General features: G+C 36.8%; 17 protein-coding genes and 1 riboswitch. Of the genes, 6 read left to right on the top strand and 11 right to left on the bottom strand.

The genetic code is table 11. From position 1 onward, the window contains the following. Nucleotides 1-88: 88 nt before the first annotated feature. Together M3175_RS09175 and M3175_RS09170 are read right to left on the bottom strand one after the other, a co-directional pair. Nucleotides 89-457: a hypothetical protein gene (locus M3175_RS09175; protein ID WP_251518199.1), complete on the bottom strand. Its 369-nt coding sequence runs from the start codon at nucleotides 455-457 to the stop codon at nucleotides 89-91. 50 nt (nucleotides 458-507) lie between these two features. Then, nucleotides 508-1,077, bottom strand: coding sequence for a CBO0543 family protein (locus tag M3175_RS09170; protein WP_251518198.1), 570 nt, complete (start codon nucleotides 1,075-1,077; stop codon nucleotides 508-510). Nucleotides 1,078-1,222: 145 nt separating this feature from the next. Between M3175_RS09170 and M3175_RS09165 the strand changes: the two genes are divergently transcribed. Beyond that, complete coding sequence (locus M3175_RS09165) at nucleotides 1,223-1,849, top strand: DUF2238 domain-containing protein (RefSeq protein WP_371321679.1); 627 nt, start codon at nucleotides 1,223-1,225, stop codon at nucleotides 1,847-1,849. A 54-nt stretch (nucleotides 1,850-1,903) separates the two neighbouring features. Continuing rightward, the gene (locus M3175_RS09160) at nucleotides 1,904-2,185 is read left to right on the top strand and encodes a hypothetical protein (protein WP_251518193.1); all 282 of its coding nucleotides are present in this window, start codon (nucleotides 1,904-1,906) and stop codon (nucleotides 2,183-2,185) included. Between the two features lie 126 nt (nucleotides 2,186-2,311). On the opposite strand, the gene M3175_RS09155 is transcribed toward M3175_RS09160, so the two are convergent. Continuing rightward, nucleotides 2,312-2,920, bottom strand: a complete 609-nt coding sequence (locus M3175_RS09155; protein WP_251518640.1) for a LysE/ArgO family amino acid transporter — start codon at nucleotides 2,918-2,920, stop codon at nucleotides 2,312-2,314. A gap of 110 nt (nucleotides 2,921-3,030) precedes the next feature. Next, a complete protein-coding gene (locus tag M3175_RS24885; RefSeq protein ID WP_285852230.1) occupies nucleotides 3,031-3,159 on the bottom strand; it encodes a hypothetical protein in 129 nt (42 codons plus the stop codon). 127 nt (nucleotides 3,160-3,286) lie between these two features. On the opposite strand from M3175_RS24885, the gene M3175_RS24880 reads away from it, so the two are divergent. Together M3175_RS24880 and M3175_RS09150 are read left to right on the top strand one after the other, a co-directional pair. Further along, complete coding sequence (locus tag M3175_RS24880; RefSeq protein ID WP_285852229.1) at nucleotides 3,287-3,418, top strand: hypothetical protein; 132 nt, start codon at nucleotides 3,287-3,289, stop codon at nucleotides 3,416-3,418. Between the two features lie 161 nt (nucleotides 3,419-3,579). Further along, nucleotides 3,580-5,316: a sensor domain-containing diguanylate cyclase gene (locus M3175_RS09150; RefSeq protein WP_251518191.1), complete on the top strand. Its 1,737-nt coding sequence runs from the start codon at nucleotides 3,580-3,582 to the stop codon at nucleotides 5,314-5,316. 42 nt (nucleotides 5,317-5,358) lie between these two features. Here the strand turns inward: M3175_RS09150 and M3175_RS09145 are convergent, their stop codons facing one another. Together M3175_RS09145 and M3175_RS09140 are read right to left on the bottom strand one after the other, a co-directional pair. Further along, on the bottom strand, nucleotides 5,359-5,955 hold the full coding sequence (locus M3175_RS09145; protein ID WP_251518188.1) for a cell wall hydrolase: 597 nt from the start codon (nucleotides 5,953-5,955) through the stop codon (nucleotides 5,359-5,361). Nucleotides 5,956-6,251: 296 nt separating this feature from the next. Further along, nucleotides 6,252-7,121: an NAD(P)-dependent oxidoreductase gene (locus tag M3175_RS09140; protein WP_251518186.1), complete on the bottom strand. Its 870-nt coding sequence runs from the start codon at nucleotides 7,119-7,121 to the stop codon at nucleotides 6,252-6,254. A gap of 118 nt (nucleotides 7,122-7,239) precedes the next feature. Next, a riboswitch (cyclic di-GMP riboswitch) is annotated at nucleotides 7,240-7,327 on the bottom strand. A 197-nt stretch (nucleotides 7,328-7,524) separates the two neighbouring features. Between M3175_RS09140 and M3175_RS09135 the strand changes: the two genes are divergently transcribed. Next, entirely contained in the window at nucleotides 7,525-8,352 is an 828-nt protein-coding gene (locus tag M3175_RS09135) for an STAS domain-containing protein (RefSeq protein ID WP_251518184.1), read from the top strand. A 27-nt stretch (nucleotides 8,353-8,379) separates the two neighbouring features. Here the strand turns inward: M3175_RS09135 and M3175_RS09130 are convergent, their stop codons facing one another. The 3 genes from M3175_RS09130 to M3175_RS09120 form a co-directional block, all read right to left on the bottom strand. Then, on the bottom strand, nucleotides 8,380-8,958 hold the full coding sequence (locus tag M3175_RS09130) for a cell wall hydrolase (RefSeq protein ID WP_251518182.1): 579 nt from the start codon (nucleotides 8,956-8,958) through the stop codon (nucleotides 8,380-8,382). A 223-nt stretch (nucleotides 8,959-9,181) separates the two neighbouring features. Then, on the bottom strand, nucleotides 9,182-10,027 hold the full coding sequence (locus tag M3175_RS09125) for a YitT family protein (protein WP_251518179.1): 846 nt from the start codon (nucleotides 10,025-10,027) through the stop codon (nucleotides 9,182-9,184). After that, entirely contained in the window at nucleotides 10,024-11,028 is a 1,005-nt protein-coding gene (locus M3175_RS09120; protein WP_251518177.1) for an asparaginase, read from the bottom strand. The genes M3175_RS09125 and M3175_RS09120 overlap by 4 nt, the downstream gene beginning before the upstream one ends. A gap of 176 nt (nucleotides 11,029-11,204) precedes the next feature. Here M3175_RS09120 and M3175_RS09115 point away from each other — a divergent pair, with 176 nt between their 5' ends. Further along, complete coding sequence (locus M3175_RS09115) at nucleotides 11,205-11,555, top strand: helix-turn-helix domain-containing protein (protein WP_251518175.1); 351 nt, start codon at nucleotides 11,205-11,207, stop codon at nucleotides 11,553-11,555. A gap of 33 nt (nucleotides 11,556-11,588) precedes the next feature. Here the strand turns inward: M3175_RS09115 and M3175_RS09110 are convergent, their stop codons facing one another. Both M3175_RS09110 and pruA read right to left on the bottom strand, forming a co-directional pair. Then, nucleotides 11,589-12,503, bottom strand: a complete 915-nt coding sequence (locus M3175_RS09110) for a proline dehydrogenase family protein (RefSeq protein WP_251518173.1) — start codon at nucleotides 12,501-12,503, stop codon at nucleotides 11,589-11,591. A 61-nt stretch (nucleotides 12,504-12,564) separates the two neighbouring features. Beyond that, nucleotides 12,565-14,109 (bottom strand): L-glutamate gamma-semialdehyde dehydrogenase, encoded by a 1,545-nt coding sequence (gene pruA / locus M3175_RS09105; RefSeq protein WP_251518170.1) that lies wholly within the window; start codon nucleotides 14,107-14,109, stop codon nucleotides 12,565-12,567. Nucleotides 14,110-14,125: the final 16 nt, after the last annotated feature.

The following is a 14,125-nucleotide window of genomic DNA, read 5'->3' as shown; positions in this document are numbered from 1 at the left end:
ACCAAATGCATTTTTTCTATTATTTGTATTCACTCCTTAATAATGCAAAAAACTGGATAGACCTATAACAGGTCCATCCAGCTTCAAATTACTTCACCATAGATTCTGCAAGTTCTCTTAATACTTTAGCTTGTTCTTCTGTAAACGCTTTGCCACTTTGCGCTTTCACTTGGTTCATAAATGCTTGAAGCTGACCGTTGTGAGCAGATGTATTACCTTTTTCTTCTGACTGTTTAGCTGACATCAGTTTTGATTCAAAGGAGCTAAGGTCTTCAGTGCTTCCATTCGTAACCAGGAATTGGTCGGTCAAGCTTGGTAATCGATCATAATCAACAATCACCAAAATGTTGATGGATTGACTCGAACGATTACCAGCTTTGTCCACTGCTTCAACTGAGAACGAATGAGCTCCCAAGCCTAGCTCGTATGCATGTTTTGAGATTTTTACATCCCTCAAGACAATAAAAAAAGGTAGGTTACAGATTTTTCTGCTTACCTACCCTTTTTTTAAATTTTAGCCTTCTTTTCAAAATGAACAAAGAGATCAGTAATCTTTTTTGCAATAACAGCTACTAGAAACTTTGCTAAAAATATATGAAAATAATTGGCTCCCCTGTCTAGCTGAAACAAGCCTATTGCCTCACAAAATGGTTTAAATAGAAACGCAAAAAAAGCAGAAACGGCAAGCATATATAGATAGTAATTTTTATTATTCCTTATGATCCATTGATAGACTAACATGTACGTTACCGGAACTAACGAGACATCTAGTGCGAGATTAGCGGATAATATCGGCAAGATTTTATAAGGATAAAACCAATACGTTTTATTCGCACCAAAAATGTCTTCATATGTAAAAAATATATGAACACTATAACCATAGAAACCAAGAAGAAGTGCTTTTGACCGGTCAATTTTAAAATATAGGACGATTAGGGGCACAACTAAAGCTGCCAAACAAACCCAAAACTGCCAAGTATCAAAGCTCGAATACTCACGCCAATATATAGCCAGTGAATCGGTAAAGTCTAACTGCTTGTCTTTTATCTTCTCAATATGATTACTCTGATTAGCCATGGTAATCCCCTTTAGTAATTTTTGAGTTTAGTTTGTTTTTCACCTGTAAAATATATACATTTCCTTTTTTATGTTCTAATCACGAACCTATATGACTGCATTTACCTATAATTGATTGTAAATACTAAATGTGGAGGTGAAAATGTTGAGGAAAAAGACTGGTACAAAGATTCATCTTACTTTGCTACTAATTGTTATTGCTATATTCACTTGGTCTGCCATTAAACCTGTTGGATATAGAATATGGACCTTGGAGGTACTCCCTGCGGTTATTGGACTCCTTGTTGTGATAGCTGTCTATAAAAAATTTCAACTAACGACCCTTTCTTATTTAATAATTGCTATTCTGTCCATTTTCACGTTTATAGGAGGGCACTATACATACTCTGAAGTCCCCCTTTTTAATTGGATTAAAGATGATTTTCATTTTGAGAGGAATCACTATGATCGGTTTGGTCATTTTCTTAAGGGACTTTTAGTCATTGTAATTAGGGAAATCTTAGTCCGAACTTCACCACTGTCAAACGGAAAATGGTTAGCTTTCCTATCCCTAAGTGTTGCCCTTGCAATTGCATCCTTATATGAAATTATAGAGTGGCTAGTCTCCGTCATCACCCATGGAGGAAAGGCATCGAGGGATTTTTTAGGAACTCAAGGTGATATATGGGATTCTCAGTGGGATATGTCTCTGACCTTATCAGGCTCCATCATTGCTTTGGTACTCCTTACTCGTATTCATAACAAATACTTGAGGAAAAAGACGGATGGATAACCACTCATCTAATTTTTTCCTTTGGTTATACATTCTGAGTAAGGAGGACATGAGATGAAGAATAAATTAGAGATGAATATCTTGAAAGCTTTACTAGTCATCAGTTTGGGATTGTTTATTAACTTAATAAGAAAACCTCCAATAAAAGATTGGTTACTGGTATTTTTAATAAAAAGTTATTTTGCTACCTTTATTGATAACTTACTTGTAAGAAAAGGGTTTCTAAAATATCCTGTGAATATAATCAGTGGGTTTTTTAAGATTACTAAACCTCTTCTTTTATGTTTGTTCTTTTTTCTTGGTACAAATATGTTCTTTTTGATCAATCATACATGAAGCATCTTTAATAAAAACAACTGAAATATGCCAAATTTCACCCAGTATTCACAGATGGTGAATGGAGGCAAATAAAAAAGCATGGACCTAAATTCCGATGCTTTTTTGATCTTGTTTTAAACATATTTATAGGGTAACACCAATATAAACAGCTGTTCCCCACATGACGATTGCTGAGATTTTATTCAAAATCAATAAGAAGCGACCAGAATGATCAAGCCTTCCTGTCATTCTTCCGACAATTCCTAAGCTAAGGAACCACAACCATGAGACAAGTATGCAAGAAACGGCAAACGCTAGTTTCTCCACCCCTAAATAGGCTAAGGAGCTTGTTCCGATCACTCCAATTGTATCTAAAATGGCATGAGGATTTAGTAAAGAAACACTCATTGCAAAAATAACTTGTTTTTTCGGAGAAAACGATATTCTACTCTCTCCTTCATTCATAGTTGACTTACTATTCCAAGTAACAAATCCCATATAAATGAGAAAAATAATGCCTGCAACAAGTAAAAGCATTCTTAACCAATCAAATTCAAGAACCACAACAGATACTCCTAAGACCGCTAAAGAAATAAGTAACGTATCACAAATAGCGGCTGTAATAATGACTGGTAACGCGCCTAAAAGTCGAGTCTGTGTGGCGCCTTGGTTAAAAACAAAAACATTTTGAACACCTAAAGGCAAGATTAATCCAAATGCTAAAATAAAACCATGAATAATTGCTTCAAACATGATAACTCCTCCTGCTGTTATTTCATATAGTTTATATGAAATAGTTGGATGAGTCAGCACTAATTGGAAAAGCCGATTTCCTAAAATAACGGAATTCGACTTTTTCATTTTTACTTATTCACATTCTTCAATGCCTTCAACGCTTTTCTTTCCAACCCATTTTCAGACGAAAATTCCACAGTCGCTTTCGGTAAAGCATTTTTATTATTTTTAAATTGCTTATCTTTATTTTTCGCCATCTTGTCACCTTCCTTATCTTTGATTGGGAATACGGTTTTAGTTTACTTATTTTTTTCGTACGTATTCACCTTTGAATAGAAGTAAAAACTTTGAACAAAATATCTATGTTTAAAGGGAGGTGTTACTATGCCAAATCGCAATGATAACAAGACAAGAAAGATTGAGTCTGAAAGTGCAAAGCGAGGAATGTCGCAGGAGGAATATGCTGCAGAATTAACAAGTAATAAAATGAAGAGCCAGCAGAAAAAACAAAAATAACACAAAAAGGCAGGAATTGGTTCCTGCCTTTTTTATATTATCAATAAACGTTCCCAAGAGTAAAGATCTCCCAGATAATAACATATTTAATTCGATAGGACTTCGATGTAATCGTGATATAATGTTAGAATACTATACATACAAATACTGGGGTCTTTTCTATGAAATGTTTTTCTACTAAAAGCTTGATTGTGTTTATCATCAGTCTTTTTGCATTTATGTCATATCACCAAATTACTTATGCTTCAAATAGCAGTATTGTTATTCCCTCACAGATAAAAGAATTAGACGTATCAGATAGGTTAACTATTTTTATTGATCAAGACCACTTATCTGAACAGGACATACTAAGCAAACAAGACCAGTTTATTCCGATAGATCAGGCGAAAGTGGCTGGGGATGTGTCAGATGCCACTTATTGGTTAAAGATACCATTATCTAGTTCTTTTGCTTTCAAAAGAGATCTGTTATTAGAATTGAAAAAGCCTCATTTAAGCTCTGTAACATTATACTCTTTGGAAAATAATAAGTTTGTCGAACAAGAAACAATCGGGTATAGCCTACCTTATGAGAATAGAACCATTAAACATCATAATCTTGTTTTTGCCCTGCATTTACAACCTAACACATCTTCAACCTATTTACTTAAAATACAATCCGATAGCTTTTTTCAAGCTCCTGTATCTATTTGGGATCCGAATGCTTTTTCTGCTAAAAATTATGAATTTCAAACGCTTCATGGTGTTTTCTATGGAATCATGTTGGCCATGATTATTTACAATAGTTTTTTATTTCTCTCCCTAAAAGAGAAAAATTATTTGTATTACATTTTATTTATAATGGGATTTACCCTGATGCAGTCGATCTGGGATGGCTTTGCGTTTCAGTGGCTTTGGGGGGATTATCCGTGGTGGGCATTGAGGTCAAATTCGTTTTTTATCGTTTGGACATCGCTATTTTCTTTGCAGTTTGCGAAGCACTTTCTTCAGTTAAAAACGAACGCTCCGTTATTATACAAAAATATTACTATTTTTAATATTTTTTGTGCCGTAGCCATCATACTTCCTTTTGTACTCAGTATTAGAACGGCAACGATGGTTAGTACGATTATTGCGACCATAGCGGTCATGTTCATTTTGATAATCGCTTTGAAGGTGAGATTCACTTCTAGAGAATCAAAATATTTCGTTGCAGCTTGGGCACTATTACTCGTGGGTGTTCTATTAAATATATGCGCTGCTTATCAGCTCTTGCCTTTAAATGCAGTTACATTATACGCACCAAAAATAGGGGTTTTAGTAGAAGTAATGGTCCTATCATTAGGGTTAGCAGATAAAATAAAACGTATTACATTAGAAAAAGAACTAGAAACAAGAAACGTTCAAACGTTAAAGCAATTTGCCATGTATGACCATTTAACCAAGTTACTAAATCGTAAATATTTTTTGGAATCGTCCCAAGAAACACTGTCTCTAGCCAATGTTTCCAACGAACCTGTTTCCCTTATGCTAATAGATATTGATCACTTTAAAAATATTAATGATACCTATGGTCATACCATCGGAGATCAAGCCATTGTATTTGTTGCTAATCAAATCCATAATATTTGCAAGAACTACGGAATCGTCGGTCGATACGGCGGAGAGGAATTTATTGTCTTTTTAAACCAATTAGATCATCATAGTGCTTCACAAATCGCTGAGGAACTAATCGAGCTTCATCGAACATCACCCTTTATGTTAGAGAACGGTCATTCGATCTATTTAACCATTAGTATCGGGTTATGTAGCAATGATTTTCAAGAGTATAAGTATGTGAATGAAATGATTTTACATGCTGATCATTCGCTGTATTATGCAAAGAACAACGGTAGAGATCAATTGGCTATTTACGGGTAGAAAAATAAGTACGCAAGAGGGCCACTCCCCTCTTGCTATTTTTTATTTCGCAAATCTATGGTTTCCAATCGTAATCGTTGTTTCACGAGAAAACACCCAGTTACTAGCTGCTGTTTGTGGATTATAAAAGTATAATGAACCTTGTCCCTGTCCTTGGAATGCTAGCGCCTCGTCAACTGCACGCTTTGATTCTTCATCTGCCGCTTGGTTGATGGTTCCATTTTGAACCGGTGTAAACGCATAATAACCTTGGTCAATTTGATAAATAACTTCACTTACTGTGTTTGGAAAATCAGGGTGGTTCACACGATTTAAAATAACTGTCGCAACAGCTACTTTTCCTGCATAAGATTCCCCTTTTGCTTCCGCGCTTACAAGTCTCGCTAATAAATCCTTATCAGCTGCTGACAAAGTAGTTGCCGGAATCACTAGCTTTTCACCTGGATATAATAGTGATGTCGTTTTGTTATTTTGATTCATTAACTTAAGAACAGAAACACCATACCTAGAACCGATATTCCAGAACGTGTCTCCTTTTTGTACTACATGTGTTTGAGTTGCAGCACCTGCTGCTGTTCCGAATCCAACCAATGTAAACGATAGAGTTGAGATTACTAGTAATTTTTTTAGCATTTTCATAGCTTATACCTCCAATTGCTGTTTTCTCGAACAACTAGTAGATTACCAGATGTAACATACCGTTTCATGAACCAAAATCTCCCTACAACTTGTTAATATTTCCAATAGCAATCGTGTCAACGGTTCACAAGCATTAAAAAGGGTATAATTACCAGTATGTTTTATTCGTTTTTTTCTTGATTAGGGTGATATTACAAACTTATTACTGAATGATGACAAACTTTTTTAGGAAAATACCTACAGATCGTTCAAATTTATCTCTACAAAATAAAAAAAGTAGAGCCGAGTGACTCTACTTAATTTATAGCCCTTAATACCTTCTGGATAGCTGCCCAATCTAAGTCTCCCCAGCCTTTTTCAATCGCATAACTATAATGAGATTGCGCTAAGGTGGCAATTGGTAACTCCGTTGATACCTCATTTGCTGCATCAATCATTAAGTTTACATCTTTTAACCCAAGCTTCAGCTTAAAGCCAGCTGGATCAAACTGTTCATTTAAAATCATTTTTCCATAAGCATTATAAACTGGTGATGCAAACAGAGAATTAATCATTTCTAAAAACTGCTTTGGTTCAACTCCATGTTTCTCCACCATAACGAAAATTTCTGATAAGGACTCTAACATAGAAACAAGTAAGAAGTTATTTCCCAGCTTAGCCACATTTGATAGATACCCTTGATCACCAACAGTAAAAACATCTTGTCCCAAAATTTGAAGGATGGGTATTACTTTCTTCCTTGCTTCTTCTGGACCTGCAACTATAAAGCGTAATGCAGTTTCTGCAGCGGCTTCAGGACGACCTAAAACAGTGGAAGATACAAAATGTTGACGGGCTTTTTCATGGTCATCCGTTAGTTTCCTTGCCAAGTGCACACTGATGGTACTGATGGACACATGAATGCCTCCTGGTTTTAACCCCTTAAGTATTCCTTCATCACCAAAAACGACGTTCTCCAAAGCTGTATCGTCAGATAGTATAGTAAGTACGATGTCCGTTTGTCTAGCTGTTTCAGCAGGAGTGTTTGCTATAATGGCTCCTTTTGTGGCTAGGTCTTGGCATTTATTTTTCGTCCGATTGTAAACCACTAATTCATAGCCATTTTTCAAAAGATTTTCCGCCATCGGGAACCCCATACTGCCCAAGCCAATAAATCCAACCTTCAATGATTTCACTCCTTATTTTAAAAATTTATTTTTTTTGTGATGTAAAAGTGTATGGTCCATACTTTATGACATACAGAAAAGACCTACACCCAAAGGGATATAGGTCTTCCGATTTTCCCTTGGCAACTCAGCCATCATAGTTCCTTTAGAACCTTAGACCCGTAGCTTTGCGTCCCCACCTTTCAATGAGTTTGCCTTTTTCAATTTTATTTTTATTTTAGCAAAGATATTATAGATGATTTGTCGAAAACAGTCGATAACTATGATAAAAGTCACTGTTTTTTTGTTCACATTCATCCTTTTTCCCTATTAATTAGATGATTAGTTTTTTTGGTTAAACATGTTTATCAAATACATTTTACGGGTATCAGTTCTTGGGGAAATGTAAAAGGGGGAACATCTCATGGAATTTACATATCAAGTTTCTTTTGATTTAAAAGACTTTATTGAAGAAAATAAAGAAAAATTTAAGAATTCACTTCTTGTCGAGGCTGTAAATGTAAAAGGTCGGATTGATGAAATACTAAGAATCGGTAATATTAACTTAGTTTCGAATGCTCAAAAATTAGTAATCGACATTATCGATGGCAATGAGGATGAACTGAAAGCTTTTGCCAAGCAAGAAGGAATTGTATGGGCTACCCATTCAATTGAATTATCTTTCAAACTAGAATGGATTCAAGCCATTCGACGAACACTTTGGAAATTTATTCAATCGTTTAATACTCTTTCCAACAAATATCAGCTAGATGAATTCTTTCAGCTCGAGTTACAAATTAATAATCAAGTCGACCAGTTTCTGAACACATTCTTTATAAGTTATTCAAAATACAAAGATTCTCTGATTGTTGCACAAAGACAACTAGTTGAAAATTTATCAGTTCCTATTATTCCGATCACTTCTTCAGTTTGCATTTTACCCTTAATTGGGACGGTAGACTCCTTCCGAACGGCAATATTAGAAGAAAAGGTTCTAACAGAGATTGGAAGACTTCGTATTCAAACCTTAATTCTTGATTTATCAGGCATTGGCGATATGGAACCTGACGTTATTGATCATCTGATGAAAATTATCGACGGCACTTCCATGATGGGTTGTCAATCGATTATCACCGGTTTACGTGCCGAAGTTGTGAAAAAGATGATACATTTAGATGTTGCAGCCTTCTATAAGAAGACAAAAACATTAGGCACCTTACAACAAGCATTAAGGCAATATTTTGTTCAATAAAAAACCAGGAGGAAATCCCCCTGGTTTCTAAATTGCAAATCGATGGTTTCCTATTGTTTCTGTGACTTGTCTTGATAAAATCCATGTATCCGTTGCAATTTCGGGATTATAAAAATAGATAGCCTCTGAATCATTCTCTTTGTCAACTAGAGCTTCTTCTACAGCTTCCATTGATTCTTCATCTGCTGGTTTGTTAATCTCACCATTTTGAACGGGAGAAAATGCATACGTACCAGACACCTGCTCATATACAACCTCTTTGACAGTGTCAGGGAACTGCTTATGCTCTACACGGTTAATAATCACCTCTGCCACTGCCACTTTCCCTTCGTACGGTTCACCTTTTGCTTCCGCAGTTACAAGTCGGGCCATCAATTCCTTTTCCTGATCTGTAACATCAATTTCCTTTTCATATAATGTTGGAAATTTATCATGATTTTCTTTCATTAATTCAAGAGCAGATTGATCAGTTTTATTTACTACTTTCCAAGATGTTTCTCCACTTTTCACTGAAAGAGTTGGTTCAGCTGCGCTCGAAGTAGTTTCAAACCCAACCAATGTGAACGATAGAGTAGAGAGAACAAGTAGTTTTTTTAGAATGTTCATAAAAAATACCTCCTTGCTTTCGTTAACAAGAAGGTTACCAGATGTAATATACCCGTGCATGTTCCAATTATTGGACAAATCATTTTTATTGACACAATATATTGATAAACCGGGCTTTATCCACCAATATGATGGGTGTAATTACCAGGTTTACTTAAGGAAAAAATGATTGCTTTTTTGTTTATTACATATATTTCAGGAATGTAACATGAGATCTTTCCACCTAAACCATACTCTTAAATCCATTTCCGACGACCTCACTCATATTATGTACACTAATAAAAGCTCGTTTGTCGATTTCATTAATATATTTTTTCAATGAATGAAATTCGCTTCGTTTTAGGACTATTGTAATAACTTCCTTTTGCTCGTTGCTAAAAACACCTTTTGCTTCATGCACAGTGGCGCTACGGCCTAGAGTTTCAATTATAAAGTTCTTAATTAAATCGCATTTATAGCTAATAATGACAACTTCCTTCGTTAAACTAAACTGTTGAATTAAATAATCGATAACAACGCCTCTTAACACAATTCCAAACAGTGCATATAAACCATTTTCCACACCAAAGGCAACAATCGACAATAGCACGATGATCATATCGGAAAACAATACGGCTTTACCTATATCAATCGAAAAATACTTATTCAATATCATGCCGATCAGGTCCATTCCTCCGGTTGAAGCTCCCTCATTCATCACGATGACCAGTCCAAGTGCAGCAACTAATACACCGACCATCAGTTGAATCAGTTTATCTTCACTAAGTGGCTCAGCCATAGGAGCCACTTCCCCAAACAACCAAACCATAAACGATAACATAAAGCTTGAATAAATTGTCTTTAAACCAAAGCTAAAACCAAGAAACATGAATCCTAATCCAAACAACACCACATTAAAGCATAACATTAATAAGCCTATTGAAACGTTAGGAAAAAAGTGATGCATCACAATGGTTAAACCACCTAGCCCACCGGCAGCGAATTGATTAGGCGCTAGAAAAAAGTGAATATTAATAGCTACTAGAGCAATCCCTAGATGTAAACTAAATATACGATAGGCTTGTCTCACTCTTCTTGACCCCACTCAACAGATAGATCATACGAAATTGGCGTTTCCATCATTTCTTTTACTTGAGACAGATCATTCGTTTGACCCAAGGCCCACATTAGTTTCGGTACGATTGCTTCTTTATTCATATCTCCAGAGACAATCACATGATACTGACTTACTTTCCGTCCGACTTCATATAAATACAGGTCTCCACCTTCTTCTAAACACTGAGTAGAGATGAGAACTGCTACACCTGCTTCTGTTAGTTCTTTTATCTTAGGCAACAAGCTTCTTTCCTCGAAAGGAACTCCGCCGTTTCCGTAGCTTTCAATGATAATTCCCTTATACAAGCCTTTTAAATAATCAAAAATCTCTGGCTTTGTACCAGGATGTAAGGTAAGAACGAACACATCTGGGCAAAGACTAACATCTAGTTTTAATGACTGTATCGTTTGCTCAGGTCGCCAGTAATACGTTACCTTGTTCTCTCTTACTTGTGCTACGTAAGGATGATTAATACTTTCAAACGCATCGAAGCTTTTCGTTCTCATTTTCACTGCTCTTGTACCAATGATTACTCGACCATCGAAAACGACATAAACACCACCAACGTTTTCACAAGCAAAGCAGATAGCGTCGTTAAGATTTTTAATCGCATCTGTTCTTTTGAAACTAATTGGAACTTGAGAGCCTGTTACAACAACAGGTTTATTTAATCCCTGTAGCATATAGGATAAAGCAGAGGATGTATATCCGAGTGTGTCAGTTCCATGTGTAATCACAAAACCATCATATTGATCGTAGTTATCTGCAATTTTAATAGCCATTTCAATCCAGTGCTCCGGCTGCATATTCGTACTGTCTCTATTCATTAAAATCTCACAAGTCACATCAGCTGCTAAGGATACATCTGAAGAATAGCTTAGGAGGTCCACCGGGGCTAGTCCTGGTACCAATCCGTCCTTTCCCTCTAACGATGCTATGGTCCCACCAGTTGCGAGCAGTAATATTTTTTTCATGGTTTCTCTTCTCCTCTACGTATATGTACGCGATTTGCAATTTATTATAAGCTTATTATAATTAATTCATTAAATAAAGCAATATATGTTTTCGATTCGCGCACATTTTTGTATTCTTGTCATTACTAACATGCTATAATGTACAAAACAAAAAGTCATTGGAGGAAGAATGAATCGTGTTATCTCGATTAGTAACTTTGAGGAAAAGTAGAAAGTGGTCGATGCAGGAAACGGCAGATCGTCTAGAAATCGCCAAAAGTACATATGCGGGATATGAGTATGGTTATAGAGAACCATCTTTGCAGGCATTGTCTGACATCGCCGACTTATTCGAAACAAGTGTGGACCATATTCTTGGACGAAGTGAGCAATCGTTAGAGTTAACCAAATCAATTGATGAGGAATCAATCTCACTCACACTTGATGGAGTATCGTTATCTAATGAAGAACTTATTGATTTTATCGCCTTTACACGTATAAAAAGAGAGCTTTCAAAAAAGGAAACTTTCATTAAAAAAGAAGCCTGAATCCACCATTCACGCTTCTCTTCTTATTACACTTTATTTAAAAAAGAAGCCTTTAAAAGCAAAGGCAATATTTTGTGGTCTTTCTGCCAAGCGACGCATAAAGTAGCCGAACCAGTCATCCCCAAATGGAACATACACACGAACTTTGTATCCTTCCTTAACTAGGCTTTGCTGAAGTTCATTTCGGAAACCATATAAAAATTGGAATTCAAATTGAGTAGTAGGAATGTTTTCTTGTTTGGTAAATTCCTTTACCTTTGAAATGATGTTATGGTCATGGCTGGCAATTGCCGTGTAGCTACCACTTTTCAAATGCTCTTTAATGATCGTCATATAGTTCTTGTCCACGTCAGATTTGTCCTGATAAGCGACTTCTGCAGGCTCTTTGTATGCTCCTTTTACAAGGCGAAGCGGAACTCCCGCTAATTCTTTCACGTCTTGCTCCGATCGATACAAATACGCTTGAATAACCGTGCCCACATTGTCATACTCTTTGCGTAATTCTTTTAAAATATCTAGTGTAATTTGAGTACGTGTTGAATCCTCCATGTCAATACGAACGAAGTTGTTGTATTGTTTTGCCGTGGAGACAATTTTTCTCATATTGTTTAAGCAAAATTGTTTATCGATGTCTAAACCTAATTGTGTCATTTTTACGGAAAGATTGCCATCTACCTTCGCAGATGCCATCGCATGTAACGTACGAACACAATAATCAGTTGCTTCACTAGCTTCTGCTTTATTCGATACAAACTCACCAAGATGATCCAGTGTGGCAACGATTCCATTTTTATTTAACTTTTTTACCGCTGCAATCGCTGTTTCAATCGTTTCTCCAGCAACAACTTGGCTAGCCCCAAAGCGAAGACCCCATTTTCTAGCTGCTTTGTTCATCGACTTGTTTTGCGACACTTTTAAAAAGAAATTTTTTGAAATCGCCTCTATCATTCTCTTTCTCCCCCATAAACTCTGAGGCTGCACATGTTGTGCAGCCCGAGTGAAAATTCAATTAGAACATTTCAGAAGTTGTTTTCGCTTGCATGTGTAATACCAGGTAGTCTGGTCCGCCTGCTTTTGAGTCCGTTCCTGACATATTGAACCCACCAAATGGCTGGTAACCTACGATGGCTCCTGTACACGTACGGTTAAAGTAAAGGTTTCCTACGTGGAACTCTTTTCTCGCTCTTTCGATATGGGCACGATTATTAGAAATAAGAGCTCCTGTTAAACCGTAGTCTGTGTTGTTAGCAATAGTCATCATATGGTCGAAGTCACGCGCTTTACAGAACGCCACTACCGGTCCAAAAATCTCTTCTTGCATCAGGCGGTCCTTTTCCTTCACATCCGCTACAATGGTTGGTTCGATAAAGTATCCCTTCGAATCATCACCATTTCCACCTGCAGCAATGCGACCTTCTTCTTTTCCTACCGCAATATAGCTCATAATTTTATCGTAAGCTGCTTTATCGATCACTGGTCCCATGTATGTGTTCACATCTTCTGGGTTTCCAAGTGATAAAGTCTTTGTAAGTGCGACTGCTTTTTCTAATACAACGTCGTATACATCCTCATGGATCACCGCACGTGAACCAGCTGAACATTTTTGACCTGAGAAACCAAACGCAGAGTACACGATGGACGTTGCAGCTAAGTCTAAATCAGCATCTTTATCTACTACAACTGTGTCTTTACCACCCATCTCAGCGATCACACGCTTTAACCAAATTTGACCTGGTTGTACTTTAGCAGCACGTTCATAAATTCGGCAACCTACTTCTCGAGAGCCTGTGAAGGAAACAAAACGAGTTTTTGGATGATCCACTAGGTAGTCACCAATTTCTGCTCCACTTCCAGGAACAAAGTTAAGAACGCCTTCTGGTAGTCCTGCTTCTTCCATTAATTCCACAAACTTAGCTGCCACTACAGGCGTGTTATTAGCTGGCTTTAGTAAAACAGAGTTTCCTGCCACGATTGCCGCTACGGTTGTACCAGCCATGATTGCTAACGGGAAATTAAATGGAGAAATAATGACACCTACACCAAGTGGAATATAATTGTATTGGTTAAACTCTCCGTCACGGCTTTGAACGGGTACACCAGCAGAAAGCTGATTCATTTGTCTTCCGTAAAACTCCAAGAAGTCGATTGCTTCAGCTGTATCAGCATCCGCTTCTTTCCACGGCTTTCCTGCTTCCTTTACTAGATAGGCAGAAAATTCATGCTTACGTCGACGCATGATGTTAGCCGCACGGAATAACACATTGGCTCGAGTCGCTGGCTCTACATTTTTCCAAGTTTCAAATGCTGTTAACGCTGCCTGCATGGCTTCTTCAGCGATTTCTTTGCTTGCCTTAGAAACAACCCCTACAACTTCTTCTTTGTTTGCAGGGTTATAAGAAGTGATTTTTGAATCGGTTGTGATCTTCTTTCCACCAATGGTTAGGGGGTATTCTTTTCCTAATTGTGAATTTACTAATTCTAAAGCTTTCATAAAAGCTTGTTGGTTGTCCTCAAGTGAAAAATTTGTAAACGGTTCATGTTTGTAGTTATACATAAACATCCTCCTCTTT

It is taken from the genome of Robertmurraya korlensis, assembly GCF_023715225.1.
Taxonomy (GTDB): domain Bacteria; phylum Bacillota; class Bacilli; order Bacillales; family Cytobacillaceae; genus Robertmurraya_A.
Note: the sequence above shows the minus strand (reverse complement) of the source record. Positions and strands in the feature narration are given on the sequence as shown.

Coding starts and splice junctions, on each gene's coding strand:
- M3175_RS09170 (WP_251518198.1), bottom strand. CDS start 1,077: ATGGCTAATCAGAGTAATCATATTGAGAAGATAAAAGACAAGCAGTTA.
- M3175_RS09160 (WP_251518193.1), top strand. CDS start 1,904: ATGAAGAATAAATTAGAGATGAATATCTTGAAAGCTTTACTAGTCATC.
- M3175_RS09155 (WP_251518640.1), bottom strand. CDS start 2,920: ATGTTTGAAGCAATTATTCATGGTTTTATTTTAGCATTTGGATTAATC.
- M3175_RS24885 (WP_285852230.1), bottom strand. CDS start 3,159: ATGGCGAAAAATAAAGATAAGCAATTTAAAAATAATAAAAATGCTTTA.
- M3175_RS24880 (WP_285852229.1), top strand. CDS start 3,287: ATGCCAAATCGCAATGATAACAAGACAAGAAAGATTGAGTCTGAAAGT.
- M3175_RS09150 (WP_251518191.1), top strand. CDS start 3,580: ATGAAATGTTTTTCTACTAAAAGCTTGATTGTGTTTATCATCAGTCTT.
- M3175_RS09145 (WP_251518188.1), bottom strand. CDS start 5,955: ATGAAAATGCTAAAAAAATTACTAGTAATCTCAACTCTATCGTTTACA.
- M3175_RS09135 (WP_251518184.1), top strand. CDS start 7,525: ATGGAATTTACATATCAAGTTTCTTTTGATTTAAAAGACTTTATTGAA.
- M3175_RS09130 (WP_251518182.1), bottom strand. CDS start 8,958: ATGAACATTCTAAAAAAACTACTTGTTCTCTCTACTCTATCGTTCACA.
- M3175_RS09120 (WP_251518177.1), bottom strand. CDS start 11,028: ATGAAAAAAATATTACTGCTCGCAACTGGTGGGACCATAGCATCGTTA.
- M3175_RS09110 (WP_251518173.1), bottom strand. CDS start 12,503: ATGATAGAGGCGATTTCAAAAAATTTCTTTTTAAAAGTGTCGCAAAAC.
- pruA (WP_251518170.1), bottom strand. CDS start 14,109: ATGTATAACTACAAACATGAACCGTTTACAAATTTTTCACTTGAGGAC.